We start from the raw sequence: 25,373 nt of genomic DNA, 5'->3' as shown, positions 1-25,373 counted from the left end.
CACTAAGGAAGAGTTCGATGAGCAAAGGATCGCCCATCAGCCCCTCGCTGATGGCTTCAAAGTCCGCTGGAGCCGCCAAGGCTTCGGAACGCGTCGACAAGCCGGCCGAGGCCGGCGTCGACACTGCTGCAGCCGCCTCTCCTGTCCTTGGGCCGAACAACGTCGTACCCCCGACGGTGATGACCGGCTCACAAGCAATTGTCCGCTCGCTCGAAGAACTCGGCGTCGACGATATTTTCGGTTTGCCCGGTGGCGCGATCCTGCCCACCTACGACCCCTTGATGGCCTCCAAAATGAACCACGTTCTGGTCCGTCACGAACAGGGAGCCGGCCACGCCGCGCAAGGCTATGCCATGGTCACCGGGCGGGTGGGCGTCTGCATCGCCACCTCGGGCCCGGGCGCCACCAACCTCGTCACCGCCATCATGGATGCGCACATGGATTCCGTTCCGCTCGTGGCCATCACCGGCCAGGTCTCCAGCGGAGTGATCGGCACCGATGCCTTTCAGGAAGCCGACATCGTGGGCATCACCATGCCCATCACCAAGCACTCGTTCCTGGTGACGGACCCCAACGACATCCCGCACGTCATGGCCGAGGCATTCCACCTCGCCTCCACCGGCCGCCCCGGCCCGGTCCTCGTGGACATCGCCAAGGACGCGCAGGTGGGACAGATGACGTTCTCCTGGCCGCCGAAGATCGACCTGCCGGGCTACCGTCCGGTGGTCCGCGGCCACAACAAGCAGGTCCGCGAGGCGGCGAAGCTGATCGCTGCCGCCAGCAAGCCTGTGCTGTACGTGGGCGGCGGCGTAGTCAAGGCCCACGCCTCGGCGGAACTGCGCGAGCTGGCCGAGCTGACCGGCGCCCCCGTGGTGACCACCCTCATGGCCCGCGGCGTCTTCCCGGATTCACACCCGCAGCACGTTGGCATGCCCGGCATGCACGGCACGGTGTCGGCCGTGACCGCCCTGCAGCAGGCGGACCTGCTGGTCACCCTCGGCGCGCGCTTCGACGACCGCGTCACCGGTGTCCTGAAGACCTTCGCCCCCAACGCCAAGGTCATCCACGCGGACATCGACCCGGCTGAGATTTCCAAGAACCGCACGGCTGATGTGCCGATCGTCGGCTCCGTCAAGGAGATCATTCCGGAGCTGACCGAAGCCGTCCGGACGCAGTTCGAAACGTCCGGCACTCCGGACCTGGCCAACTGGTGGGCGTTCCTTAACAACCTGAAGGACACCTACCCGCTGGGCTGGACCGAACCCGAAGACGGCCTGACGGCACCGCAGCGCGTCATCGAGCGCATTGGTGCCCTGACCGGTCCCGAAGGCATCTACGTTGCCGGTGTGGGCCAGCACCAGATGTGGGCTGCGCAGTTCATCAAGTACGAGCGCCCGCACGCCTGGCTGAACTCCGGCGGCGCCGGCACCATGGGCTACGCTGTTCCGGCCGCCATGGGCGCCAAGGTGGGGGAGCCGGACCGCGTGGTCTGGGCCATCGACGGCGACGGCTGCTTCCAGATGACCAACCAGGAACTGGCCACCTGCGCCATCAACAAGATCCCCATCAAGGTTGCTGTCATCAACAACTCCTCGCTGGGCATGGTGCGCCAGTGGCAGACCCTCTTCTACGAGGGCCGCTATTCCAACACGGACCTGAACACCGGCCACGAGACCATCCGCATCCCGGACTTCGTCAAGCTCGGCGAGGCCTACGGCTGCGCATCCTTCCGGTGCGAGCGGGACGAGGACATCGACGCAACAATCCAGAAGGCACTGGAAATCAATGACCGCCCCGTGGTCATCGACTTCGTGGTCAGCCCCGACTCCATGGTGTGGCCGATGGTGCCCGCCGGGGTCAGCAACGACCAGATCCAGGTTGCCCGCAACATGACCCCGGAATGGGAAGAGGAGGACTGATCATGAGCCGCCACACACTGTCCGTTCTGGTCGAAGACAAGCCCGGTGTGCTGACCCGCGTGGCCAGCCTTTTCGCCCGCCGCGCCTTTAACATCAACTCCCTGGCCGTTGGCCCGACGGAAGTTCCGGGCATTTCCCGGATGACCGTCGTCGTCGACGCCGACGGTGACCTGATTGAACAGGTCACCAAGCAGTTGAACAAGCTGGTCAACGTGATCAAGATTGTTGAACTGACTTCCGAATCTTCCGTACAGCGCGACCACATCCTGGTCAAGGTACGTGCGGATGCCGCAACTCGTCTGCAGGTGACCCAGGCTGCAGACCTGTTCCGTGCTTCAGTGGTCGACGTCTCTACAGACTCGGTGGTCATTGAAGCAACTGGCCATCCCGAAAAGCTCACGGCACTGCTTTCAGTGCTGGAGCCCTTCGGTATCCGCGAAATTGTGCAGTCCGGCACCTTGGCCGTTGGACGGGGATCCCGCTCCATGAGTGATCGGGCCCTGCGCTCCGCCTAGGGCATCGCCCTGGCAGAGCGTTCGGCCCGCAAGCAAGCACCACACCTATCTACAAGAAATCCACTCAAGAGGAGTTACGCAAGTGACTGAAATGTTTTACGACGACGACGCAGACCTGTCGATCATCCAGGGTCGCAAGGTTGCCATTGTCGGCTACGGCTCCCAGGGCCACGCCCACGCACAGAACCTGCGCGATTCCGGCGTCGAGGTTGTCATCGCGCTCAAGGAAGGCTCGAAGTCGATCGCCAAGGCCGAGGACGCAGGCTTCACGGTCAAGAACGTTGCCGACGCCGCCGAATGGGCCGACGTCATCATGATCCTGGCGCCGGACCAGCACCAGCGCTCGATCTTCACCGACTCCATCAAGGACAAGCTGACCCCCGGCAAGGCCCTGGCCTTCGCCCACGGCTTCAACATCCGCTTCGGCTACATCGAGGCCCCGGAGGGCGTTGACGTCATCCTGGTTGCCCCGAAGGCTCCGGGCCACACCGTGCGCCGCGAGTTCGAAGCCGGCCGCGGCATCCCGGACATCATTGCCGTTGAGCAGGACGCCTCGGGCTCCGCCTGGGAGCTGGCCAAGTCCTACGCGAAGGCCATTGGCGGCACCCGCGCCGGCGTCATCAAGACCACCTTCACGGAAGAGACCGAAACCGACCTCTTCGGCGAGCAGTCTGTTCTGTGCGGCGGCGTATCCCAGCTGGTCCAGTACGGCTTCGAGACCCTGACCGAGGCTGGCTACCAGCCGCAGATCGCCTACTTCGAGGTGCTGCACGAGCTCAAGCTCATCGTTGACCTCATGTGGGAAGGCGGCATCGCCAAGCAGCGCTGGAGCGTTTCGGACACGGCCGAGTACGGCGACTACGTCTCCGGCCCCCGCGTCATCACCCCCGAGGTGAAGGAAAACATGAAGGCTGTCCTCGCCGACATCCAGTCCGGCGCGTTCGCAAAGCGCTTCATCGATGACCAGGACAACGGCGGCGCCGAATTCAAGGAGCTGCGCGCCAAGGCAGAGTCGCACCCGATCGAGGCTGTCGGCCGCGAACTGCGCTCCCTGTTCTCCTGGCAGCAGCAGGACCAGGACTACGTCGAAGGCTCTGCAGCCCGCTAAGGCTGCGCCCTTCCAGCGCGACAGTGAGGCCGGGTTCACACTTAACAATGTGAGCCCGGCCTTTCCGTACGCCTAGACTTTATTTACCCCCAGGACTTCAACGCAGAGGATCAGCTGTGTCAAAACCCGTAGTATTGCTTGCCGAAGAACTTTCGCCCGCCACCATCGAGGCCCTTGGCCCGGACTTTGAAATCCGCCAGACCGACGGCGCCGATCGTTCCCAGCTGCTCTCTGCCATCGAGGACGTTGACGCCATCCTGGTCCGCTCCGCCACGAAGGTGGACGCCGAGGCGATTGCCGCCGCGAAGAACCTGAAGGTCATCGCCCGTGCCGGCGTCGGCCTGGACAACGTGGACATCAAGGCCGCCACCCAGGCCGGTGTCATGGTGGTCAACGCCCCGACGTCGAACATCGTGTCCGCCGCGGAACTGACCGTCGGCCACATCTTGAGCCTGGCCCGCCACATCCCGCAGGCCAGCGCCGCCCTGAAGGACGGCGAGTGGAAGCGCTCCAAGTACACCGGCATCGAACTCTTCGAGAAGAAGATCGGCATCATCGGCCTGGGCCGCATCGGCGCCCTGGTGGCCGCCCGCCTGCAGGGCTTCGACACCGAGATCCTCGCGTTCGACCCCTACATCACCTCGGCCCGCGCCGCCCAGCTCGGCGTGAAGCTCGTCACCCTCGACGAACTGCTCGCGCAGTCCGACTTCATCACCATCCACATGCCCAAGACGCCGGAAACGGTCGGCATGCTCGGCGCTGACGCCTTCAGGAAAATGAAGGAAACGGCCTATGTGATCAACGTGGCCCGCGGCGGCCTCGTGGACGAGGAAGCCCTCTACACCGCGCTGCAGGACCGCCAGATCGCCGGCGCCGCCGTGGACGTCTTCGTCCAGGAGCCGAGCACCGACCTGCCGTTCTTCAAACTGGACAATGTTGTGGTCACCCCGCACCTGGGTGCATCAACGGACGAGGCACAGGAAAAAGCAGGCGTCTCCGTCGCGAAGTCCGTCCGACTTGCCCTTGCCGGGGAACTGGTTCCGGACGCGGTCAACGTCGCCGGCGGCGTGATCGCCCCCGACGTCCGCCCGGGCATCCCGCTGATCGAGAAGCTGGGCCGCATCTTCACGGCCCTGACGCACGCCTCGGTGACCCAGATCGACGTCGAGGTTGCCGGCGAAATCGCTGCGCTTGACGTCAAGGTCCTGGAGCTCGCCGCCCTCAAGGGGATCTTCGCCGACGTCGTCACCGAGCAGGTGTCCTACGTCAACGCCCCCGTGATCGCCGAGCAGCGCGGCATCAACGTCCGCCTCATCACCACCCCCGAGGCCGAGGACTACCGCAACGTCCTGACACTGCGCGGTGCCCTGAGCGACGGCGCACAGATTTCCGTGGCCGGCACCCTGACGGGCCCCAAGCAGGTGCAGAAGCTCGTCGGCGTGAACGGTTACGACGTCGAGATCCCCATCAGCGAGCACCTCGTGGTGGTCTCCTACGCGGACCGCCCGGGCGTCATCGGCACCATCGGCCACATCCTGGGCATGAACAACATCAACATCGGCGGCATGCAGGTGGCACGGAACGCGGAGGGCGGCCAGGTCCTGGCGCTTCTCACCATCGACAGCTCCGTCCCGCAGCAGGTGCTGGACGCCATCAAGGCCGGCATCGGTGCCGAGATGGTGCGCGAAGTGGACCTCGAGGACTAGTCCGGCGAATACCGGCCGGCAACGGCCAGGTCCCCAACGCGGGGTGAACTCCACGTCCCCTGGAGTTCACCCCGGCCAAGTATGATTGGCCGGTCTGCGTACAATGGCTAGGTTCGAATTTAAGGATCCAGCCGGCAGGCCGGCCAATACTTTTTGCACGCCCGCAAGGGACACCCCACATTTTGCGGTCATCGTGGCGTGCGCACGCAATCCAGGTTTCAGGGAGCCCAATGAACGCCGTCCAGAGGTTCATCAGAAGCAAAGTGCTGCTGCTGACCGCTGCCATTCTGATCTTCGCCATGTGCCTGTCAGTCCTCGTCCAGACCCAGTCGCAGGCAGCGCTGAACCGGACCGTGGACCAGAACTCGCGCGGGCTCTACGACATCCTGGTCCAGGCCAAGGCGGGATCGGACGGCACGCTCATGCAGCCCGAGATTGCCACGGGCCAGGGCGGCATCGGCTTCGACCAGCTGCAGAAGATCCGGGACTTGTCCGGCACCTCTGTGGCCGCGCCCATCAGCCTGGTCTCGCGCGTGACGCAGAACCTCGAGACGCCGCGCCTGGAGGCCATGGACTACCTGGGCTTCAACGCGGGCCTTGTCGGCACCGCGACGGCCGGGCAGCCGGGCGGCACCGATCCCAGCAAGTGGCCTGCCGCGCAGTCCGTGCTGAGTGACACCCCCAAGAAGTACCGCCTGACGGCCAGCGCCACGAGCTCCGACGGGTCCTCGCAGCACACCCTCTTCAAGTCCACTGCCGAGGGCACCCTCGGCAAGGGCAAGCTTGTGGAGCAGCAGGTCGAGGGAGGCAACAGCATCCAGATCGCCGGCCCCGAAGGCGAGACCGGGATCAAGTTCCCGGCGCCTGCCGGCGGGTCCGAGCACAACCTGTTCAACCTCGATGTTGCCCTGCCCATGGCTCCGGAGGTCACGGAGTCCGTGGTCGCCGTCGACCCCGTCTCTGAGCGTGCCCTGCTGGGCACCGCCGGTGACTTCCTGGCGCCACTGGAAAAGGCACCGCCGGCGGACGCCCGCAGCGCCGAGGCGGTCGGGCAGCACCTGGAGAGCCTCTTCACCACGGGCATTGGCATGAAGGAACTCGAGGAGGGACCTGACTTCCTCGGCGTGAAGCTCAAGTACTGGGCTCCGATCATGACCCAGTACCAGCAGGCCAAGCGCAACGGGCAGCTCACCGAGGACTCCCAGGCCATCCCGCTGATCGTCCGCTCCGGCACAGCTGTTGACCTGAAGTACTCCGTGAAAATCGAAGAGATCGACGACTCCGGAAACGTGGTCAAGGAAGTCGGCACGGCCGAGCGCTCGCTCGACAAGGACTACCTGCCCTTCGTCTCCAAGTCGCCCTTCGCGCTGTCCTGGCCCGGGTCCACGGACTACTCCAAGCTGCTCGGCAACTCGGCGAGCTTCAGCCGCGGCCTCTACAGCCCGCCAACCTGGAGCACCAACTTCGCCTCCGCCCCCAAGTACACGGCCGGCTCCACCGCGAGCAACGGCGCCGAGGACAAGACCGCCACTCCCGGCGAGTGGGTCACCGTGAACCGCCTGCCGGAGAAGAGCGCAAACGGCGAGGCCGTGGACCAGACCCAGCGGAACCCCGTGGACGAGCGCTCCTACCGGGAGAACCTCGAAACCGGCAAGAAGCTGGCCACCCCGCTCGCCATGGTCTACGGCACCTTCGATCCCGCCGCCGTCCAGGACGCGGCCGGGGACGTTAACCGGCTTCCGCTCGGCGGCTACGATCCCGCGCCCATGACGCTGACCAAGGACGCACAGGGCACGGACGTTTCAGGCACCGCGCTCATGCCCTCCCTGAGCGCCACCGGCCTCGTCAGCCAGTCGGCCGGCGCCATCACCGACTACTACGGCCTGGCCGCAGCCCGCGGCTACGAGAAGAACGCCTCCGTCATCGACGCCGTCCGCGTCCGCGCCAGTGCGGCCGGCAGCTGGAAGCAGGTCCAGCCTGAGGTGGACAAGCTCGCCGCCGAGATCCGGGACATGGGACTCGAAGCCACCGTTGTGGCCGGCTCCGCCCGCGAGGACGCCAACATCTTCGTTCCCGGCTATTCCAAGGACGACGCCGGCAAGGAGTCAGCGCTCGGAACGGTCCAGCAGTCGTGGGTCAGGCAGAACGCCGCCGACGCCGTGGCCGGCTCGCTGACGGCGACGAACCTCACCTTGCTGTTCCTTACCCTCTGCGGCGCGGCGCTGCTGACCGGCGCATCGACTGTCAGCTACGTGCGGCTGCGCCGCAGCGAAGCCGGCACGCTGCGCGCCATGGGCTGGACCCAGCGCCGCATCCGCTCGTGGGTGCTGGAGGAGTTTGCTGTAGGTGCCGGACTGCTGGCCGTGGCCGGCATCGTGCTGAGCCTCCTGAGCTGGAACATCGCCACCGCCATCGTCTCGGCGTCCGTGCTGGCCCTCTACCTCGGCGCGGCCTTCTTCGCCGCCCAGCAGTTGCGCCACCGCGAGGAAATCAACCAGGAGCCGCAGCACGACGAGAAGCTCATCGCCGTCGACTCTCCGCTGACTTTCGCGAACCGGCAGCTGAGCACACACCGCTTCAACGCCATTTCGCTGGCGGTAGCCGTAGGTGTGTTCGGCTCTGCGGTTGGCGGCCTGATCGCCCTGCTGATCGACATTCCGCGTGCCGCCGGCGCCAGTGCCCTCAGCGGCCTGGCTGCCGCCAGCGTGGCCCTGCCGAGCATCGTCCTTGGCCTGTCCGGAGTGGCAGTGGGACTTCTGCTCACGCTGGTGACCGGGCGGTTCGAGCTGAAGGCCAAGCGCCGGTACCTCGGGACGCTGCAGGCAATGGGCTGGAACCCCGACATGCTGGGCCAGGTCCGCTTCTTCGAAAACGCCCTGGTGGGTGCGGTTGCGGTCCCGCTGGGTATCCTCGGCGCCCTGGGCATCGGCCTTGTTCTTGCCCCCTACGCAGCGCTGTGGGCCGCAGTGGCCGGGCTTGTCGCTGTTCTCTGCTGGATTCCGATTGCAACGAAAGTGGTCAAATGAGTAACGACCTGAACCTTCGCCGCGTGCGCGGGAACAAAGAGGCTGAAACCCCGGTCCAGACCCGGGCCAACACCATTGTCAAGGAAGCCGATCACGCCACCCCGCTGGAGCTGAGCAACATCACCATCCGCTACGGCGGTGGCAAGAACGGGTCCGATGCCGTAAGCGTCGTGGAAGGCTTCGACCTCACCCTGAACGCCGGGGAGATGCACTGTGTGGCCGGCCGCAGCGGCTCGGGCAAGACCAGCATCCTGACCGTCGGAGCGGGCCTGACCCTGCCGACGTCGGGCCGGGTGATGTGGGAGGGTGATTCCCTCGAAACCATGTCCGACGACGAGATCGCCGACCGCCGCCGAGCCCTGATCGGCTATGTTGACCAGGGCGGCGCCCTGATCGACGGCATGAGCGCGCTCGAAAACGTCCTCCTCCCGGCGGTGCCGGACGGCGAGGTGGAGCAGCGGCGCGAGATGGCCAAGGACCTGCTGGACCTTGTGGGCCTGGGCCGCCGCATGCGGCACCGTCCCGAGCAGCTCTCCGGCGGTGAACGGCAGCGCGTCGCCATCGCCCGCGCCCTGATCCTGGGCACCCGCGTCCTGGTGGTGGATGAGCCTACGGCGAGCCTGGACCGGGCCTCCGCCAACCGCATCATCAGCATCCTCAAGGACACAACGTCCGACGGCATCGCAGTCCTCGTGGCGTCACATGACCACGAACTGGTCCGGCTGAGCGATACGCTGACCGAACTGATCTAGATCCATTCCTTCGCATAAAGGTAACGTTCCGCCCGTGACTTCCTCAGACAAGAGCCCCTTCTACATCACTACGGCCATCACCTACCCGAACGGCGTCCCGCACATCGGCCACGCCTACGAGTACATCGCCACGGATGCGATGGCCCGGTTCAAGCGGCTCGACGGCTATGACGTGAAGTTCCTCACCGGCACCGACGAGCACGGGCTGAAGATTGCTCAGACCGCGGAGAAGGAAGGCGTCTCGCCCAAGGAGCTGGTGGACCGGAACGCGGAGATCTACAAGGCCGCACACGCCGCCCTCGGCATCAGCTACGACCGGTTCATCCGCACGACGGACGCGGATCACTACACCGCCTCGCAGGCCATCTGGAAGAAGATGGAAGCCAACGGGGACATCTACCTGTCCAAGTACGAGGGCTGGTACTCCGTGCGGGACGAGGCCTACTACGGTGAGGACGACACCGTGGTCAAGGAGGACGGTGCCCGGTACACCAAGGAGACTGACACCCCGGTGACCTGGACCGCCGAGGAAAGCTACTTCTTCCGGCTGTCCGCCTACCAGGACAAGCTGCTGGCCCTGTACGAGGCACAGCCCGAGTTCGGTGCGCCGCAGTCCCGGTTCAACGAGGTCATCAGCTTTGTCAAGCGCGGCCTCGAGGACCTGTCCATCAGCCGCACCACCTTCGACTGGGGCGTGCCCGTCCCGGGCGACGAAAAGCACGTCATGTACGTGTGGGTCGATGCCCTGACCAACTACCTCACGGGCGCAGGCTACCCGGACGTCGAATCGGAGCCGTTCAAGAGGTACTGGCCGGCCGACGTCCACATTATCGGCAAGGACATCTCGCGCTTCCACGCGATTTACTGGCCGGCCTTCCTCATGAGCGCGGGCCTCGAGTTGCCCAAGCGGGTCATGATCCACGGGTTCCTGCACAACAACGGCGTCAAGATGTCCAAGTCCCTGGGCAACGTCGTTGCCCCGGCGGACTTCGTGGCGCAGTACGGCCTGGACCAGGTCCGGTTCTTCTTCCTGCGCGAGGTTCCCTTCGGTGCCGACGGCAGCTACAACCACGAGGCAATCGTCGGCCGGATGAACTCCGACCTGGCCAACAACTTCGGAAACCTCGCCCAGCGCTCACTGTCCATGGTGGCCAAGAACTGCGAGGGCAGGGTGCCCGTGCCGGGCACGTTTACGGAGGCCGACAACGCCATCCTGGGCCAGGCCAACGCACTGCTTGAGCAGGCACGGGCTGCCTTCGAAAAGCAGGAGTTCAGCCGCGCCCTCGAGGCGATCTGGACGGTGCTGGGGGACACCAACGCATACTTCGCCGAGCAGGCACCCTGGGTGCTGCGGAAGACCGACGTCGAACGCATGCAGACGGTGCTGTACGTGACCCTCGAGGTGCTGCGCATCGTGTCGGTCCTCGCCCAGCCGGTCATGCCCACGGCCAGCGCCGCGCTGCTCGGATACCTCGGCCAGCCGGAAGGGGAGGCCCGGGAGTTCACGGCCATCGCGACGCCGATCATCGCGGGCACCGACCTGCCTGCCCCCGCGCCGGTGTTCCCGAAGTACGAGGAACCCGCGGACGCCTAAGAGGATCAGGACGCGTCCTCACGTCCTGCAGGTTTTTCCCCAACGCTTCCTCACTTTCTTTAGGAGAGTGAGGAAGTGTTGGCGTTTGGGCCGCGAAAGCTGAGGGAGCGTCTCCGGTTTTGTTGCGAAAGCTGAAGGAGCGTTTCCGCTGCGTGACCGAATGCTGAGACAGCTTGACCAGAATGTGGATGGCTTGGCTACCCTGAAAATATGAGCGCATCTACCATCAACCTCGCTGTCATCCCGGGCGACGGCATTGGCCCGGAGGTCATCGCCGAAGCCCTGAAGGTTCTCGAAAAGGTGGTGGCCGCCGAGGGTGTCACCCTGGACCAGACCCACTACGAGCTCGGTGCCCGGCACTGGCTCGAGACCGGCGAGACCCTCCCGGAGGCTGTTCTCGAGGACCTGAAGACGCGCGACGCCATCCTCTTCGGTGCCATCGGTGCAGCGCCGGGCGATACCCGCATCCCGTCGGGCCTGATCGAACGCGAGCTGCTCCTCAAGCTGCGCTTCAGCCTTGACCACTACGTCAACCTGCGCCCCTCCCGGCTCTACGGCACGGTGGGCAGCCCGCTGGCTGAACCGGGCAACATCGATTTCATCGTCGTCCGTGAAGGTACCGAGGGCCCCTACGTGGGCAACGGCGGCACCCTGCGCGGCGGCACGCCGCACGAGGTGGCCACGGAGGTGTCCCTGAACACGGCCCACGGCGTGGAGCGGGTTGTCCGTGATGCCTTCCGCCGGGCCAACGAGCGCCCGCGCAAGAAGCTGACCCTGGTTCACAAGCACAACGTGCTGGTCTTTGCCGGCCACCTGTGGAAGCGCACTGTCGAGGCCGTCGCCAAGGAATTCCCCGAGGTCACCCACGACTACCTGCACATCGACGCGGCGACGATCTTCATGGTCACCGATCCCGCCCGCTTCGACGTCATCGTCACCGACAACCTCTTCGGCGACATCATCACCGACCTTGCTGCAGCCGTCACCGGGGGCATCGGCCTGGCGGCCTCGGGCAACATCAACATGGACCGCACTGCGCCGTCCATGTTTGAACCCGTGCACGGTTCCGCACCAGACATTGCCGGCCAGCAGAAGGCCGACCCCACCGCCGCCATCCTGTCCGCAGCCCTCCTGCTGGACCACCTGGGGTACGCCGACGCAGCCCGGCGGATCGAGTCCGCGGTGGTGGCCGACGTCGAAAGCCGCAACGGCGAAGTGCGCAGCACCAGGGCCATCGGGGATGCCATTGCGGCGGCCGTTTAGCCCCCGCCAGCAGGCGTAAGCTTTACCTGAATTACCAATCGCTGCCGTGGTCCGATGCTGAACCACGTTCAGATGCCAGGCAGCCGACCGTGGAGGAACCATGACTCAGACTGCCCATGGCGTCGAATTCACCCAGCACCCCTCGGCAACCCCGAGGTCCGCTGAGGAGCGTGCAGCCATCCTGGCCAACCCAGGCTTTGGCGACCACTTCACCGACCACACTGCGATTGTTGACTACACGGTCGACGCCGGCGGACAGGGCGGATGGCATGATGCGAGGATCGAGGCCTACGGCCCGATCATGCTGGACCCGTCCGCCGCGGTGCTGCACTACGGGCAGGAAATCTTCGAGGGGCTGAAGGCGTACCGTCATGCTGACGGTTCCGTCTGGAGCTTCCGGCCGGAGGCCAACGCCGCCCGGATGAACAAGTCCGCCCGCCGCCTGGCGCTTCCGGAGATTCCGGCCGAATACTTCCTCGGCGCCATCCGTGAACTCGTGGCGGCAGACAAGGAATGGGTTCCCGCCGGCGACGGCGAGGCCCTGTACCTGCGCCCGTTCATGATCGCCACCGAGGCATTCCTGGGCGTGCGGGCAGCCCGTGAGGTTTCGTTCCGCGTCATTGCCTCGCCGGCCGGAAACTACTTCGGCGGGGAGCTGAAGCCGATCTCGATCTGGATTTCCCGCGAATACGCACGGGCAGGCCGGGGCGGCACGGGTGCTGCGAAGTGCGGCGGCAACTACGCGGCCTCGCTCATCGCGCAGCAGGAGGCCGAGGCCAACGGCTGCAAGCAGGTGCTGTTCCTGGACCAGTTCAACGACAACGCCGTTGAGGAGCTGGGTGGAATGAACGTCTTCTTCGTTCTGAAGGACGGCTCGCTGGTGACGCCCGCGCTCAGCGGCACCATCCTCGAGGGCGTGACCCGCTCCTCGATCATCCAGGTTGCCAAGGACATGGGCCGCGAAGTGACCGAACGAAAGATCACGCTGGACGAATGGCGCGACGGTGTTGCCTCCGGCGAGATCGCCGAGGTGTTTGCCTGCGGCACCGCCGCCGTCATCACTCCCATCGGTGTCCTGAAGGATGCTACGGAATTCATTGGCTCGGAGGACGCCAAGGCCGGCGAGACCACCATGGCCATCCGCAAGCAGCTGCTCGGCATCCAGACCGGAACGGTCGAGGACACCCACGGCTGGCTGACCCGGCTCGCCTGAGCCGCTTCGGCTGACTCCTTTGAGAACGACGGCGGGAGGCCGGCTGGGCTGTTTCGGCAGCTCACCGGCCGCCCGCCGTCGTTCTGGTCACCAGGCGCCGGCTGTTCCGGCTGTTCCCGGATGACAGAATGAAACCTGTGACTCAGGACATCGCCATTGGATTTACTGACAGCAGCCCGCTGACGCGTTTCCGCCTCGCGCCCAACCCGGGGCCGATGAGCCTGGACGGGACCAACTCCTACATCGTCGGGGAACGGGGCCACGGGGCGGTGGTGGCGGTTGATCCGGGTCCGCTGGACGAGACGCACCTTCAGGCGCTGGCGGCTGCCGGGCCCGTCGAGCTCGTCCTGATCACACACCGGCACGCGGACCACACGGCGGGTTCGGCCCGCCTCGCCGAAATCACCGGCGCCCCGGTCCGGGCCGCCGCCCGCGAGCACTGCCATGGGGGAGCCGCGCTGCAGCCGGGGGAGACTATCGCCGCCGGCGGAACCGAGATCAGGGTGGTTTCCACTCCGGGGCACACCTCCGACTCCGTCTGCTTCCACCTGCCCCTCGACGGGCCCGCCGGCTCGGTGCTGACCGGCGACACCATCCTGGGCCGGGGAACAACCGTGCTTGATCACCCGGACGGCACGCTGGCCGACTACCTCTCCTCCCTCGACCGGCTGGAGCGGCTGGGACCGGCCACCGTCCTGCCCGCCCACGGACCCATCCTGCCGGCGCTCGACGCGGTGGTCCGCGCCTACCGGGACCACCGGCTGGACCGGCTGGCGCAGATCCGGGCGGCCCTGGAGGATCTGGGCCCGGATGCTGCCGTGGGTGAGGTCACCAGCGTTGTGTATGCCGACGTCGACCCCTCCGTCCGGCGCGCCGCGGAGAATTCGGTGGCGGCACAGCTGGAATACCTGCGCCGCCTGAGGGGCGGGGACTGAGACTGTAGGCTTGGGACCATGCGTATTGCCCGGTTTGTAGTCGATTCTGATCCCCTTTACGGCGTTGTTGAAGGCCAGCCCGGCAGTGAGGAAATCACTGTCATCAACGGGGACCCCTTCTTCCACGGTGTGGAACGCACCTCCGTGCGGCACAAACTCGAGGACGTCCGTCTGCTGGCGCCCATCATTCCGCGTAGCAAGGTGATCGGCGTGGGGCGTAACTTTGTGGAGCACGCCCACGAGCTCGGCAATGAGGTGCCCCAGCAGCCGCTGCTGTTCCTGAAGCCCAACACCTCCGTGGTGGGTCCGAACGATCCTGTGGTTCTGCCCGAGTTCTCCGAGGAGGTCTCCTTCGAGGCGGAGCTGTGCGTCGTCATCGGCCGGATCTGCAAGGATGTGCCGGAAGAGCGGGTTGACGACGTCATCTTCGGGTACACCTGTGGCAACGACCTCACGGCCCGGGACGTCCAAAAGACAGACCTGCAGTGGACGCGTGCCAAGGGCTTCGACACGTCCGCGCCGCTTGGTCCGTGGATTGAGACCGAACTCGATCCCGAGGACCTGTCCATCAAGGGCCGGCTCAACGGCGAACTTCGCCAGGACGGCAGCACCAGCCAGATGATCCGTGGCGTCCGCGAACTGGTCTCGATCGTCTCCAGCGCGTTCACGCTGCTGCCGGGCGATGTCATCATGACAGGCACGCCGGCCGGCGTCGGCCTCGTCCAGGCCGGGGACCGGTACGAAGTGGAGATCGAGGGCATCGGGCGCCTGTCCAACCCCGTAGTCCGCCGCTAGCCGCCGACGGTCCGCCAACCGGGCAGGGGAAGGGGTGCCCGGTTGGTAAAGTTGGTATCACTATGACTACCCCCTCCGCCGCTCCAGCTGCCATTCCTGCCGTCACCGCCGAAACGCCTGTCCGCGTCCGCTTCTGCCCCTCGCCCACGGGTACTCCGCACGTCGGGCTGATCCGCACGGCGCTGTTCAACTGGGCCTACGCCCGCCATACCAAGGGCACCCTGGTCTTCCGGATCGAGGACACCGACTCGGCACGCGACAGCGAGGAGAGCTACCACCAGCTGCTGGATGCCCTGAAGTGGCTGGGCATCGACTGGGACGAGGGCGTCGAGGTGGGCGGTCCGCACGAGCCCTACCGGCAGTCGCAGCGCGGGGACATCTACCAGGACGTCATCAAGCGGCTGCACGACGGCGGATTCATCTACGAGTCCTTCTCCACCCCCGACGAGATCGAGGCACGCCACCGTGCCGCCGGCCGGGACCCGAAGCTTGGCTACGACGGCTTTGACCGGCACCTGACAGAAGAGCAGCTGGCCCAGTACCGGGCAGAGGGCCGGCAGGCTGTCCTCCGCCTGCGCATGCCGGACGAGGACATCACGTTCACCGACCTCGTCCGTGGCGAGATCACCTTCAAGGCAGGTTCCGTCCCGGACTTCGCCGTCGTGCGGGCCAACGGAGCGCCGCTCTACACCCTGGTCAACCCGGTGGATGACGCGCTGATGGGCATCACGCACGTGCTGCGCGGCGAGGACCTGCTGAGCTCCACACCGCGGCAGGTTGCCCTGTACCGGGCCCTCTACGCGGTGGGCGTCGCTGAGTACATGCCGGAGTTCGGCCACCTGCCCTACGTCATGGGCCAGGGCAACAAGAAGCTCTCCAAGCGTGATCCGGAGTCCAGCCTCTTCCTCCACCGGGAGCGCGGCTTCATCCCCGAGGGGCTGCTGAACTACCTGTCCCTGCTCGGCTGGTCGCTCAGCGCCGATGAGGACATTTTCACCGTGGAGCAGCTCGTGGAGCACTTCGATATCCACGACGTCCTGGGCAACCCGGCGCGCTTCGACCTGAAAAAGGCCGAGGCCATCAACGGCACCCATGTCCGGATGCTCGAACCCAAGGTGTTCCGCGACAGGGTGGCACACTACCTCCGCGACGCGGACCTTGTCGGGGAGATCCTGACGGACCGCGAGGAGGAAATCCTTACCGAAGCCGCACCCCTGGTCCAGGAACGCATCACCCTGCTGGGTGAAGCCCCGGACATGCTGGCCTTCCTGTTCAAGGCGGACGACGCCATCGACATTGCCGACGACGCCCGCAAGGGCCTGCCCGGGAACCTTGCCGAAGTGCTGGATGCCGCCATTGCCGCGCTCGCGCCGATCGACGAGTGGAATGCCGAAAACATCCAGTCCGCGCTGAAGCAGGCGCTGGTGGAGGACCTGGGAATCAAGCCCCGGCTCGCGTTCGGCCCCGTGCGCACCGCGATCTCCGGCCGCCGGATCTCGCCGCCGCTGTTTGAGTCCATGGTCATCCTGGGCAAGGAATCGTCCCTGGCGCGCCTGCGCGCTTTCCGCGGCTGATGTCACAGCCAGCAGTGGAAACCGCCGTCCTGTCCCGCAGCCTCGGGGCGGTCAGCGGTGTCCTGTTCGACATTGACGACACCCTCGTGGACCTTGCCTACGCCATGACCACGGCTCTGCGTGACGCCAGTGAACACCTCCTGCCCGGCCTGGACCAGGCGGGGTGGGAGAAGGTGGGGCGGATCTTCACGCACGAGACAACCCACTATTACGACCGCTACCTCGCCGGCGAGTTGACCTTCAACGAGCAGCGGCTGCTCCGGGGCCGGGCGGCGCTGGGCCACTTCGGCGTCGAAATGGGCGAGGGGGACGAGTCGCACAACTGGCTCAGCACCTACTCGCGGCTGCAGCCCAGCTACGTCAGGACCTTTGAGGATGTCCTGCCGTTCCTCGACGTCCTGGACGAGGCCGGTATTCCCTATGGCGCCGTGAGCAACAACGTGCACGACTACCAGCGGGTGAAGCTGGACAGCGCCGGCCTGGAACGTATCCGGTTCCTTGTGGGCACCGATACCGTCGGCGTCCCCAAGCCGGACCCTGCCATCTACCTCGAAGGCGTCCGGCTGATCGGCAGCACGCCTGCCTCCACGCTCTATATAGGAGACAACCGGCTCCTGGACGCTGAGGGCTCGACGGCGGCAGGACTGTTGGGCATCTGGCTGAACCGCAGCGGGGAGCAGGCTCCGGGTTTCCAGGGGCAGGAGATCACCTCGCTGCTGGAACTGCTGGCGCTGCCGGCCGGGTCCAGCTAGTCGGCCGGGGCCCGTTGCCTGCACCCGCCGCGGTACTCCCAAAGTGTGGCGCACGTAACGCCCCGCCGATTTGTGCGGCGCAAAAGTCTCGGGTAGAGTAATTACTCGTGCTGAGGGGCACGGAGCGAAAGATAAAGACTTTCGACCGGCCCGAAAGTGCCAATGGGATATGGTGTAATTGGCAACACTACGGTTTCTGGTACCGTCATTCTAGGTTCGAGTCCTGGTATCCCAGCTCTGAATTTCTCCGGATTTTCCGCAGAAATTCAGGTGTTGCGAATCGAAAATTATCGATTTGGAACAAAGCCAAATGTGTGAAACACTAACTTGGCTTGATCGGCGGAAGCGCTGATCGGAAAGTACGCGGCCCCATCGTATAGCGGCCTAGTACGCCGCCCTCTCACGGCGGTAACGCGGGTTCGAATCCCGCTGGGGTCACAAGTAACCGGCTCCGGGCAACAGCTCGGGGCCGGTTTTGCTTTGCCCGAAAATGCTGTAGGACCGCAGGGCGTTTGCGGCCAGGTAATGCACTTGTTCGACCTAACGCAGGCCCGAACTGGCATGATGAGGCTGTGACCTCCAATCGGATGCCGCCAAACAACGGCCAGGAAATGGAAACGCAGCCTGCCGGCGTGCGCCTGCTGGAGGAGGTCCGCCGCGGCTTGGCAGCTGTCTCGCTGCCGCTGGCCCTGCCGGCAGCTGACCAGGCGCGGCTGGAGGCCCGGAACTCCATAGCCCAGCTCGATGACTACATCCTGCCCCGCTACCGCAGCCTTGACGCTCCGCTGCTGGCCGTCGTCGGCGGCTCAACGGGTGCCGGCAAATCGACTCTCGTGAACGCACTCGTCGGCCATCCGGTCACGCGCGCCGGCGCCATCCGGCCCACCACCCGCCAGCCCATCCTGCTGCACCACCCCTCGGAGGTTGCCTGGTTCGAGGACCAGCGGGTATTGCCCGGCCTCAGCCGGATCCGCGGAACCATCGTCCCGGGTGCTGCCTCTGGGGCCGTCCCGGCCGTTGCCACGCCTGCGCCTGTCAGCCGGTCCGGGACGCCGTCGGAGACCGCGCCCGTTTCGTCGCTGGTCCTCGTGGGCGATCCTGCCGTTCCCCAGGGCATCGCACTGCTGGACGCTCCGGACGTGGACTCCATCTCCGACGAGAACCGCAGGCTGGCCGGGCAGCTGCTGGCGGCAGCGGACCTGTGGATCTTTGTGACAACTGCCAACCGCTACGCTGACGCCGTTCCGTGGAAGCTGCTCCTGAATGCGGCGTCGAGGGACATCATGGTGGCGGTGGTCCTCGACCGTGTGCCGCCCGCTGCGGAAGCCGAGGTGAGCGAGGACCTGCGAAGCATGCTGGCACGGGAAGGCCTGGGCGCCGCCCGCCTCTTCGTCATCCCGGAAGTCCCCCTTGGCAGCTCCGGCATGCTGCGGCCGGCAACCGTGGAGCCCGTGCAGGACTGGCTTCGAGGCCTTGCCGACGACGCCGCTGCCCGCGCCGACATCGTGCGGCGGACCCTGCACGGCGCGGTGCGGGAGCTTGGGCAACGGGTGGGACGCATCGCCGACGCCGCAAAGGAGCAGGGCCGCGCGGCCGACCTGCTGGGCGATGACGTGCGTGCCGCCTACCAGGGCGCGGGCACCCGGATCATCGACGCCACCAAGGACGGGGCTCTCCTCCGCGGGGAGGTCCTGGCCCGCTGGCAGGACTTTGTGGGAACGGGAGAGTTCTTCCGGAGCCTGGAGCAAAACGTCGGGCGGTTCCGCGACAGGCTTGGGGCTTTCTTCCGGGGTGAGCCCGCACCCGCCGTGAAAGTGGAAACCGCCATTGAGACAGGCCTCGAGGCCGTCATCCTCGATGAGGCCGCCAAAGCGGCGGAGGACGCGGACCAGCGCTGGCGCTCAGATCCGGCGGGCCGGCAGCTCCTGGGCACAGATGACCTCTCGGGAACGAGCCCCGGCTTTGGGGATCTCGTGGCAGCCGAGATACGCGACTGGCAGGCGGGCCTCATGGAACTGATCAGGACCGAAGGGCAGGACAAGCGGACGCAGGCACGGTGGCTCTCGTTCGGCATCAACGGCCTCGGCGCCGCCCTGATGATCGTGGTTTTTTCCATGACTGCCGGGCTGACCGGGCTTGAGATCGGCGTCGCCGGAGGCACCGCCGTCGTGGGCCAGAAACTGCTGGAGGCCGTCTTCGGCGAGGATGCCGTGCGCCGTCTCGCACGGACCGCCCGGAACGATTTGAGCAGCAGGTGCCGAGGCCTGTTGGCGGCCGAGCAGGAGCGCTTCCTTTCGCGGCTGGACCCGGAAGCCGGGCAGGCCGCCGTCGAACTCGCCGAACATGCGCAGGCGCTGACGCGGCTGGCGGACGCCACATGAACCGCCGGGGGAGGGCGAGGGAAGAGGCGCGGCTGCAAAGCCGATTGGAGGCCTTGGGCGAGGCGCGGGAACTGGCCGACGGCGTGCTGCCCGAAGCCTGCCTCGAGGAGGTGCTTGGGGTGCTGGAGCGTGCCCGGTCGCGGCGGGCACTCTCTGCCGACCATACGGTGGTGGGCTTCTTCGGGGCGACCGGAAGCGGGAAATCCACCCTGTTCAACGCCGTGAACGGCGCTGAAATCGCGACGGCGGCGGCGCGCCGGCCCACCACATCCGAGCCCCTGGCGAGCGTCTGGGGCGCTGACGGCAGTGAGATGCTGCTGGACTGGCTGGACGTGCGCGCCCGCCATCTCGCCGATCCCGTGGACGGGTTTGCCGACGAGGATACCGGGCTGATTCTGTTGGACCTGCCCGACTTCGATTCCACGCGCACCGCGAACCGGGAGACCGTGGAGCGGCTGGTGGGGATGGTGGACGTCCTGGTCTGGGTGCTGGACCCGCAGAAATACGCCGACGCCGCCGTCCACAACGGCTTCCTGGCTCCGCTGGCGTCCCACGGGGCCGTCACTCTGGTGGTGCTCAACCAGGTGGACAGGCTTCCGGCAGGGGACGTCGAGCCCGTGCTGGAGTCGCTGCGCGGGATTCTGGCCCGCGACGGGCTGGGTGCTGTCAAGGTGCTGGCGGCCTCCGCGCTGACCGGAGCGGGAGTGGGCGGTGTCCGGGCTGCCATCCGCCGCGTTGTCTCGCAGCGGGAAGCGCTGTCACTGCGTCTGTCCGCGGACGTGACCAAGTCGGCGGCGCAGCTGGAGGAGGTCTCGGGGCGCGGGGAAGCCGCCGGAGTGAAAAGCGGAATGGTGGCCCGGCTCGCCGGCGAACTGGCCACGGCGGCCAACGTGCCGCTGGTGGCCGATGCGGTGTCCTCGTCCTACCGGATCGAGTCCACCCGGCGCACGGGCTGGCCTGTGACGCGGTGGCTCGTCCGCTTCAGGCCCGATCCGCTCCGCCGGCTCAACCTGCGCCGCAATGCCAGCGCCGAGGTGAACCGGACGTCCCTGCCGCCGGCAGGCGCTCCGGAGCGGGCACGGAGCGATGCCGCGGTCCGCCAGTTTGCCGACGCCGCCAGTGAAGGTGCCCCAGGCCCGTGGCGGGCGTCCATCCGTGCGGCGGCCCGGATGGGGAGGGACCGGCTGCCGGACGCCCTTGACCAAGCCATTGCCGGGGCAGACCTCGGTGCTGGCCGGAAGTCCTGGTGGTGGGGTTTGTTCAACGTGATCCAGTGGCTGGCGCTGCTTGCCGCCGTGGCAGGCCTGGGGTGGCTTGGCGTGCTTGCCGGGCTCGGCTACCTGCAGCTGCCTGTCCCGCAAGTGCCCCGGGTGGAGGGCTGGCCGGTCCCCACCCTGATGATTGCCGGCGGAGCTGCGCTGGGAATCCTGCTTGCCGTGACGGCCAAATTCATCGCTGCCGGCGTGGCCAGCCGCCGCGGCGCGAGGGCCAGGAAACGGCTCAACGCGGCCGTGGCAGGGGTGGCGGGCCAGCTTGTTGTGGAGCCCGTGGAGGCGGAGGTGCGGCGGCTGAAGGCGTTCAACGCGGCGCTGCGGGCCGCCGCGGGCTAGCAGTGCCGGCGCATCAGCCGGCTGCCGTGTCCAGGGCCGCCGCGGCGTCCCGGACTTTAACCATGGTGCGAAGGTTCCGGGTGGTTGTGGAGGTCTTGTACTTCGGCTTGGCAGTCAGCTTGCTGAACGGGCTCTCCAGGGTGCCGCCGGCGGGTGCCAGCCAGGCCAGGGCTTCGGGACCGAGCCGTTCCTGCTCTACGCCATCCAGGGCTTTCCCGGTGGCGAACAGCTCGTCCAGCGAAGCAGTGTCCGAGGCAAGCGTGAGGTAGGTGTGCGTGCTTTTATCGTCGGCGGGGTAGCGGCACACGGCAACAAGTTCGGCCACCCGGCCAGCGGTCAGGACCACCACCCATGCGTCGTAGCCGAAGGCCTTCCTTAGGGTTGCCTCGAATTCCTTCTTCACGCCGGCAGGGTCCAGATCGCTGGCCAGCACCACATTGCCGCTTGCCAGCAGCGTTTTCACGCCGGTGAACGGTCCCTCCTTCAGGGCTTCCTTGAGGTCGGCCATCTTGATGTTGATGCCGCCCACGTTGATGCCGCGGAGGAACACTGCGTAGCTGGTCATGCGCCCACACTACTGCCCGATTGCGCCGTACTGCCCGGCTTGGACCGACAGGTCGTGGTGCTGCGTCCGGCTTTCAAACTCTTCGTACAGCGGGAACCCCGACAACCGTGTTCTCGCCCGCGCGGATCTGGTCGATCAGCCCGGCACTGTCAGCGGTGAGGTCAGCCGCCGGCAGAAACGAGCCCGTGGTGGTTGCAGGCTCCTGCGCAGAGGAACGCGCCGCAACGTGCCAGGAAGTGGCGGCGCTGGAGGCAACGCCGTCGTTAAAGGCACCGTCGTCAGAGGGGGTCCTTGTCGAAAGGACGGCCGGCAAACAAGGCCTCGGGAAACGGGTCCTCCGGAAAAGATTCCGGATACGCGGCGTCGAGATCATCGTCATACGGAAACCCGTAGTCCCGGAATCCGGTGGAGGCGAGCGCATCGAAACGGAACTCGGCATCACGTAAGTCGCCGGGAACCGCGGCAGCGTGCAGGGCATCGCCGTGCGGCGCCGCTGTTAGTGCCGAATTCCCGCTGCCTTCCATGAACACAGTCTGCCAAGTGGGACTGACAATTAAGGGCCGAGCGGACCGGCTTGGGGGAGTGATCCAAAAAGCTTTTTTTGAATCCGCCCGGGAACGACAACTGGGTAGCAGATCAGGGCGTTCCCAGCCGTGGGAACGCCCTGAAGTGCTACCCAGTTGGGCGCGTTCGTGCCCGCGGACAGTGCTCCGACGCTCGTTCGGGTATGAACGGCGTGGCCACCCCTACGCGCCTTTAGTCGTTATTCTTGCGGAGCGCTTCCGTCAGGACGCGGGCCGCGTTGCACACGACTTCCGCATGCAGCCGGCCGGGCTGGCGGGTGAGCCGCTCGATGGGGCCGGAGATGGAAACGGCGGCGATGACGCGGCCGGAGGGGCCGCGCACAGGTGCCGAGACTGAGGCGACGCCCGGCTCACGTTCGCCGAGGCTCTGGCCCCAGCCCCGCCGTCGTACCCCCGCCAGAACGGTGGGCGTGAAGCGCGCGGACTGCAGGCCCTCCAGCAGGCGGTCGTGGTCCTCCCAGGCGAGCAGCACCTGGGCGGCGGATCCGGCCTTCATGGACAGCTGCGTTCCCACGGGAATGGTGTCGCGCAGGCCAATGGGGCGTTCGGCGGAGGCAACGCAGACCCGCCAGTCGCCTTGGCGGCGGAAGATCTGGGCGCTTTCGCCGGTGGCATCGCGGAGCTGCATAAGGACAGGACCGGCGGAGGCGATGAGGCGGTCCTCGCCCGCGGCGGACGCCAGCTCAACGAGGCGGCTGCCGAGGACGAACCGGCCCTGGATGTCGCGGCTTACGAGGCGGTGGTGGACCAGCGCCAGCGCCAGCCTGTGCACCGTGGGCCGCGCCAGTCCCGTGGCAGCGACCAGCTGCGCAAGAGTGGTGGGGCCGGCCTCAAGCGCGTCGAGCACCTGTGCTGCTTTATCAATGACACCGACTCCACTAGAATTGTCCATGTATTGATATTGCCGTCTCAATATCTGAGATGCAAATCTTTGGACTGGCTTATTACAGGGGTCTGCTGTTTCAGTGGATCCAACAACAAACAGCATCGAAGGGAGATGGCCATGGCCAAAACATTGGCCGAGAAAGTCTGGGATGCGCACGTGGTGCGCAAAGGCGACGGCGAAGGCGCCAACGCCCAGCCTGACCTTCTGTACATCGACCTGCACCTCGTCCATGAGGTGACCTCACCGCAGGCCTTCGAAGGTCTCCGCCTGGCTGGCCGCAAGCTGCGCCGCCTGGACCTCACCATCGCCACCGAGGACCACAACACCCCGACGCTGGACATCGACAAGCCGATCGCCGATCTTACCAGCCGGACCCAGATCCAGACCCTGCGCAACAACTGCGAGGAGTTCGGCGTCCGCCTGCACCCGCTCGGTGACGCCGAGCAGGGCATCGTGCACGTTGTAGGTCCGCAGCTGGGACTGACCCAGCCCGGAATGACAGTGGTGTGCGGCGACTCGCACACCTCCACGCATGGCGCGTTCGGTGCGCTGGCCATGGGCATCGGCACGTCCGAGGTGGAGCACGTCATGGCCACTCAGACACTGTCCCTCAAGCCGTTCAAGACCATGGCCATCAACGTCGAGGGCACGCTGCGCCCCGGCGTGACCGCCAAGGACATCATCCTCGCTGTGATCGCCAAGATCGGCACCGGCGGCGGCCAGGGCTATGTCCTGGAGTACCGCGGTTCGGCCATCCGTGCGCTGTCCATGGATGCCCGGATGACCATCTGCAACATGTCCATCGAAGCCGGCGCCCGCGCAGGCATGGTGGCTCCGGACGAGACCACGTACGCGTACGTCAACGGCCGGCCGCACGCGCCGCAGGGCGCCGACTGGGATGCCGCCGTCGAATACTGGAACACGCTGCGCACCGACGACGACGCCGTTTTCGACGCCCAGGTTGACCTGGACGCAAACACCCTCGAGCCGTTTGTCACCTGGGGCACCAACCCGGGCCAGGGCGTCTCGCTGTCGGCCAAGGTGCCGTCCCCGGAAGACTTCGGCGACGAGAACGCCAAGGCCGCCGCGGAACGTGCCCTGCAGTACATGGGCCTGGAAGCCGGAACGCCCATGAAGGACATCCGGGTGGACACCGTCTTCCTGGGCTCCTGCACCAACTCGCGCATCGAGGACCTGCGCGCCGCGGCGGACATCATCCGCGGCCGCGAGAAGGACCCGAAGGTCCGGATGTTGGTAGTCCCCGGCTCGGCCCGCGTACGGCTTGAGGCCGAGGCTGAGGGCCTGGACAAGGTCTTCAAGGACTTTGGCGCAGAATGGCGCTTCGCCGGCTGCTCCATGTGCCTGGGCATGAACCCGGACCAGTTGGAGCCGGGGGAGCGGTGCGCCTCCACCTCCAACCGCAACTTCGAAGGCCGGCAGGGCAAGGGCGGCCGTACGCACCTCGTTTCCCCGGTGGTTGCAGCCGCAACGGCCGTCCGCGGAACGCTGAGTTCGCCGTCGGACCTCGAACCGGCACCGGAATCCGCAGCCCTCACCACCGACGCCGCCTAGGAAGACGCCATGGAAAAGTTCACCACCCACACCGGCGTCGGCGTCCCGCTGCGCCAGAGCAACGTTGACACGGACCAGATCATCCCGGCCGTTTACCTCAAGCGCATCACCCGCACCGGCTTTGAAGACGCGCTGTTCTCAGCGTGGCGCAAGGACCCTTCCTTCATCCTGAACCAGGAGCCGTTCAACGCCGGGTCCGTGCTGGTGGCCGGCCCCGATTTCGGCACCGGTTCCTCCCGTGAGCACGCCGTCTGGGCGCTCAAGGACTATGGCTTCCGTGCCGTCCTCTCTTCCCGTTTCGCCGACATCTTCCGCGGCAACTCGGGCAAGCAGGGACTCCTTGCGGCCCAGGTTGCCCAGGATGACATTGAGCTCATCTGGAAGACGCTCGAGAACGCCCCCGGGACCGAGGTGACCGTTGACCTCGCCTCCAAGACCGTGACCTGCGGCAACGTGGTGGCGCCGTTCGAGATCGACGACTACACGCGCTGGCGCCTGCTCGAGGGCCTCGATGACATCGGGCTGACCCTGCAGCACGAGGAGGACATCACGGCCTACGAAGCCACCCGGCCGTCCTTCAAACCCCTGACGCTGCCGGCCAGGACCTCCTGACCGGAATCCGG

General features: G+C 66.4%; 20 protein-coding genes and 2 tRNA genes. 19 read left to right on the top strand and 3 right to left on the bottom strand.

What is annotated here, in order from left to right:
• Positions 1 to 17: 17 nt before the first annotated feature.
• The 17 genes from ACFRAU_RS05400 to ACFRAU_RS05320 all read left to right on the top strand — a co-directional run bounded on the left by ACFRAU_RS05400 (position 18) and on the right by ACFRAU_RS05320 (position 21,143).
• The gene (locus tag ACFRAU_RS05400) at positions 18 to 1,919 is read left to right on the top strand and encodes an acetolactate synthase large subunit (protein ID WP_377995557.1); all 1,902 of its coding nucleotides are present in this window, start codon (positions 18 to 20) and stop codon (positions 1,917 to 1,919) included.
• 2 nt (positions 1,920 to 1,921) lie between these two features.
• Positions 1,922 to 2,434: an acetolactate synthase small subunit gene (ilvN, locus tag ACFRAU_RS05395; protein ID WP_003801493.1), complete on the top strand. Its 513-nt coding sequence runs from the start codon at positions 1,922 to 1,924 to the stop codon at positions 2,432 to 2,434.
• 82 nt (positions 2,435 to 2,516) lie between these two features.
• Positions 2,517 to 3,542 carry a ketol-acid reductoisomerase gene (ilvC, locus tag ACFRAU_RS05390; RefSeq protein ID WP_377995556.1) on the top strand — a complete coding sequence of 342 codons (1,026 nt, stop codon included), beginning with the start codon at positions 2,517 to 2,519 and terminating at the stop codon, positions 3,540 to 3,542.
• Between the two features lie 116 nt (positions 3,543 to 3,658).
• The gene (gene serA / locus ACFRAU_RS05385) at positions 3,659 to 5,248 is read left to right on the top strand and encodes a phosphoglycerate dehydrogenase (RefSeq protein WP_377995555.1); all 1,590 of its coding nucleotides are present in this window, start codon (positions 3,659 to 3,661) and stop codon (positions 5,246 to 5,248) included.
• 230 nt (positions 5,249 to 5,478) lie between these two features.
• Entirely contained in the window at positions 5,479 to 8,274 is a 2,796-nt protein-coding gene (locus ACFRAU_RS05380; protein ID WP_377999118.1) for an ABC transporter permease, read from the top strand.
• Positions 8,271 to 9,026 (top strand): ABC transporter ATP-binding protein, encoded by a 756-nt coding sequence (locus tag ACFRAU_RS05375; protein ID WP_377995553.1) that lies wholly within the window; start codon positions 8,271 to 8,273, stop codon positions 9,024 to 9,026. Before ACFRAU_RS05380 ends, ACFRAU_RS05375 begins: the two co-directional genes overlap by 4 nt.
• Before the next feature lie 34 nt (positions 9,027 to 9,060).
• Positions 9,061 to 10,620 carry a methionine--tRNA ligase gene (gene metG, locus ACFRAU_RS05370; RefSeq protein ID WP_377999117.1) on the top strand — a complete coding sequence of 520 codons (1,560 nt, stop codon included), beginning with the start codon at positions 9,061 to 9,063 and terminating at the stop codon, positions 10,618 to 10,620.
• 210 nt (positions 10,621 to 10,830) lie between these two features.
• Positions 10,831 to 11,883, top strand: coding sequence for a 3-isopropylmalate dehydrogenase (locus ACFRAU_RS05365; RefSeq protein ID WP_377995551.1), 1,053 nt, complete (start codon positions 10,831 to 10,833; stop codon positions 11,881 to 11,883).
• A gap of 100 nt (positions 11,884 to 11,983) precedes the next feature.
• Positions 11,984 to 13,096 (top strand): branched-chain amino acid aminotransferase, encoded by a 1,113-nt coding sequence (locus ACFRAU_RS05360; RefSeq protein WP_377995550.1) that lies wholly within the window; start codon positions 11,984 to 11,986, stop codon positions 13,094 to 13,096.
• A 128-nt stretch (positions 13,097 to 13,224) separates the two neighbouring features.
• Positions 13,225 to 14,031 (top strand): MBL fold metallo-hydrolase, encoded by an 807-nt coding sequence (locus tag ACFRAU_RS05355; protein ID WP_377999116.1) that lies wholly within the window; start codon positions 13,225 to 13,227, stop codon positions 14,029 to 14,031.
• An 18-nt stretch (positions 14,032 to 14,049) separates the two neighbouring features.
• Complete coding sequence (locus tag ACFRAU_RS05350; protein WP_377999115.1) at positions 14,050 to 14,826, top strand: fumarylacetoacetate hydrolase family protein; 777 nt, start codon at positions 14,050 to 14,052, stop codon at positions 14,824 to 14,826.
• Positions 14,827 to 14,888: 62 nt separating this feature from the next.
• On the top strand, positions 14,889 to 16,400 hold the full coding sequence (gltX, locus tag ACFRAU_RS05345; RefSeq protein ID WP_377999114.1) for a glutamate--tRNA ligase: 1,512 nt from the start codon (positions 14,889 to 14,891) through the stop codon (positions 16,398 to 16,400).
• Positions 16,400 to 17,152: an HAD family hydrolase gene (locus ACFRAU_RS05340; protein WP_377995546.1), complete on the top strand. Its 753-nt coding sequence runs from the start codon at positions 16,400 to 16,402 to the stop codon at positions 17,150 to 17,152. Before gltX ends, ACFRAU_RS05340 begins: the two co-directional genes overlap by 1 nt.
• A gap of 163 nt (positions 17,153 to 17,315) precedes the next feature.
• Positions 17,316 to 17,387 (top strand) — tRNA-Gln (locus tag ACFRAU_RS05335).
• 130 nt (positions 17,388 to 17,517) lie between these two features.
• Positions 17,518 to 17,590: transfer RNA gene (locus ACFRAU_RS05330), tRNA-Glu, on the top strand.
• Between the two features lie 149 nt (positions 17,591 to 17,739).
• Complete coding sequence (locus ACFRAU_RS05325) at positions 17,740 to 19,533, top strand: dynamin family protein (protein WP_377999189.1); 1,794 nt, start codon at positions 17,740 to 17,742, stop codon at positions 19,531 to 19,533.
• Positions 19,530 to 21,143 (top strand): GTPase, encoded by a 1,614-nt coding sequence (locus ACFRAU_RS05320; protein ID WP_377999113.1) that lies wholly within the window; start codon positions 19,530 to 19,532, stop codon positions 21,141 to 21,143. Before ACFRAU_RS05325 ends, ACFRAU_RS05320 begins: the two co-directional genes overlap by 4 nt.
• A 13-nt stretch (positions 21,144 to 21,156) precedes the next feature.
• Here the strand turns inward: ACFRAU_RS05320 and ACFRAU_RS05315 are convergent, their stop codons facing one another.
• The 3 genes from ACFRAU_RS05315 to ACFRAU_RS05305 all read right to left on the bottom strand — a co-directional run bounded on the left by ACFRAU_RS05315 (position 21,157) and on the right by ACFRAU_RS05305 (position 23,184).
• A complete protein-coding gene (locus tag ACFRAU_RS05315; protein WP_377999112.1) occupies positions 21,157 to 21,708 on the bottom strand; it encodes a DUF1697 domain-containing protein in 552 nt (183 codons plus the stop codon).
• A gap of 278 nt (positions 21,709 to 21,986) precedes the next feature.
• Positions 21,987 to 22,232, bottom strand: coding sequence for a hypothetical protein (locus ACFRAU_RS05310; RefSeq protein WP_377999111.1), 246 nt, complete (start codon positions 22,230 to 22,232; stop codon positions 21,987 to 21,989).
• Between the two features lie 232 nt (positions 22,233 to 22,464).
• A complete protein-coding gene (locus ACFRAU_RS05305) occupies positions 22,465 to 23,184 on the bottom strand; it encodes an IclR family transcriptional regulator (RefSeq protein WP_043420062.1) in 720 nt (239 codons plus the stop codon).
• A gap of 111 nt (positions 23,185 to 23,295) precedes the next feature.
• Here ACFRAU_RS05305 and leuC point away from each other — a divergent pair, with 111 nt between their 5' ends.
• Positions 23,296 to 24,750 (top strand): 3-isopropylmalate dehydratase large subunit, encoded by a 1,455-nt coding sequence (leuC, locus tag ACFRAU_RS05300; RefSeq protein ID WP_377999110.1) that lies wholly within the window; start codon positions 23,296 to 23,298, stop codon positions 24,748 to 24,750.
• Between the two features lie 9 nt (positions 24,751 to 24,759).
• Complete coding sequence (leuD, locus tag ACFRAU_RS05295) at positions 24,760 to 25,362, top strand: 3-isopropylmalate dehydratase small subunit (RefSeq protein WP_377995540.1); 603 nt, start codon at positions 24,760 to 24,762, stop codon at positions 25,360 to 25,362.
• Positions 25,363 to 25,373 lie beyond the last annotated feature (11 nt).

This window comes from Arthrobacter sp. NPDC056691 (assembly GCF_042791415.1).
Classification (GTDB): Bacteria; Actinomycetota; Actinomycetes; order Actinomycetales; family Micrococcaceae; genus Arthrobacter.
Note: the sequence above shows the minus strand (reverse complement) of the source record. Positions and strands in the feature narration are given on the sequence as shown.

What these genes read in the sequence shown, in the direction of transcription:
- ACFRAU_RS05400 (WP_377995557.1), top strand. Translation starts at nt 18, where the DNA reads ATGAGCAAAGGATCGCCCATCAGCCCCTCGCTGATGGCTTCAAAGTCC.
- ilvN (WP_003801493.1), top strand. Translation starts at nt 1,922, where the DNA reads ATGAGCCGCCACACACTGTCCGTTCTGGTCGAAGACAAGCCCGGTGTG.
- ACFRAU_RS05380 (WP_377999118.1), top strand. Translation starts at nt 5,479, where the DNA reads ATGAACGCCGTCCAGAGGTTCATCAGAAGCAAAGTGCTGCTGCTGACC.
- ACFRAU_RS05375 (WP_377995553.1), top strand. Translation starts at nt 8,271, where the DNA reads ATGAGTAACGACCTGAACCTTCGCCGCGTGCGCGGGAACAAAGAGGCT.
- ACFRAU_RS05365 (WP_377995551.1), top strand. Translation starts at nt 10,831, where the DNA reads ATGAGCGCATCTACCATCAACCTCGCTGTCATCCCGGGCGACGGCATT.
- ACFRAU_RS05360 (WP_377995550.1), top strand. Translation starts at nt 11,984, where the DNA reads ATGACTCAGACTGCCCATGGCGTCGAATTCACCCAGCACCCCTCGGCA.
- ACFRAU_RS05355 (WP_377999116.1), top strand. Translation starts at nt 13,225, where the DNA reads ATGAAACCTGTGACTCAGGACATCGCCATTGGATTTACTGACAGCAGC.
- ACFRAU_RS05350 (WP_377999115.1), top strand. Translation starts at nt 14,050, where the DNA reads ATGCGTATTGCCCGGTTTGTAGTCGATTCTGATCCCCTTTACGGCGTT.
- gltX (WP_377999114.1), top strand. Translation starts at nt 14,889, where the DNA reads ATGACTACCCCCTCCGCCGCTCCAGCTGCCATTCCTGCCGTCACCGCC.
- ACFRAU_RS05340 (WP_377995546.1), top strand. Translation starts at nt 16,400, where the DNA reads ATGTCACAGCCAGCAGTGGAAACCGCCGTCCTGTCCCGCAGCCTCGGG.
- ACFRAU_RS05325 (WP_377999189.1), top strand. Translation starts at nt 17,740, where the DNA reads ATGCCGCCAAACAACGGCCAGGAAATGGAAACGCAGCCTGCCGGCGTG.
- ACFRAU_RS05320 (WP_377999113.1), top strand. Translation starts at nt 19,530, where the DNA reads ATGAACCGCCGGGGGAGGGCGAGGGAAGAGGCGCGGCTGCAAAGCCGA.
- ACFRAU_RS05315 (WP_377999112.1), bottom strand. Translation starts at nt 21,708, where the DNA reads ATGACCAGCTACGCAGTGTTCCTCCGCGGCATCAACGTGGGCGGCATC.
- ACFRAU_RS05310 (WP_377999111.1), bottom strand. Translation starts at nt 22,232, where the DNA reads ATGGAAGGCAGCGGGAATTCGGCACTAACAGCGGCGCCGCACGGCGAT.
- ACFRAU_RS05305 (WP_043420062.1), bottom strand. Translation starts at nt 23,184, where the DNA reads ATGGACAATTCTAGTGGAGTCGGTGTCATTGATAAAGCAGCACAGGTG.
- leuC (WP_377999110.1), top strand. Translation starts at nt 23,296, where the DNA reads ATGGCCAAAACATTGGCCGAGAAAGTCTGGGATGCGCACGTGGTGCGC.
- leuD (WP_377995540.1), top strand. Translation starts at nt 24,760, where the DNA reads ATGGAAAAGTTCACCACCCACACCGGCGTCGGCGTCCCGCTGCGCCAG.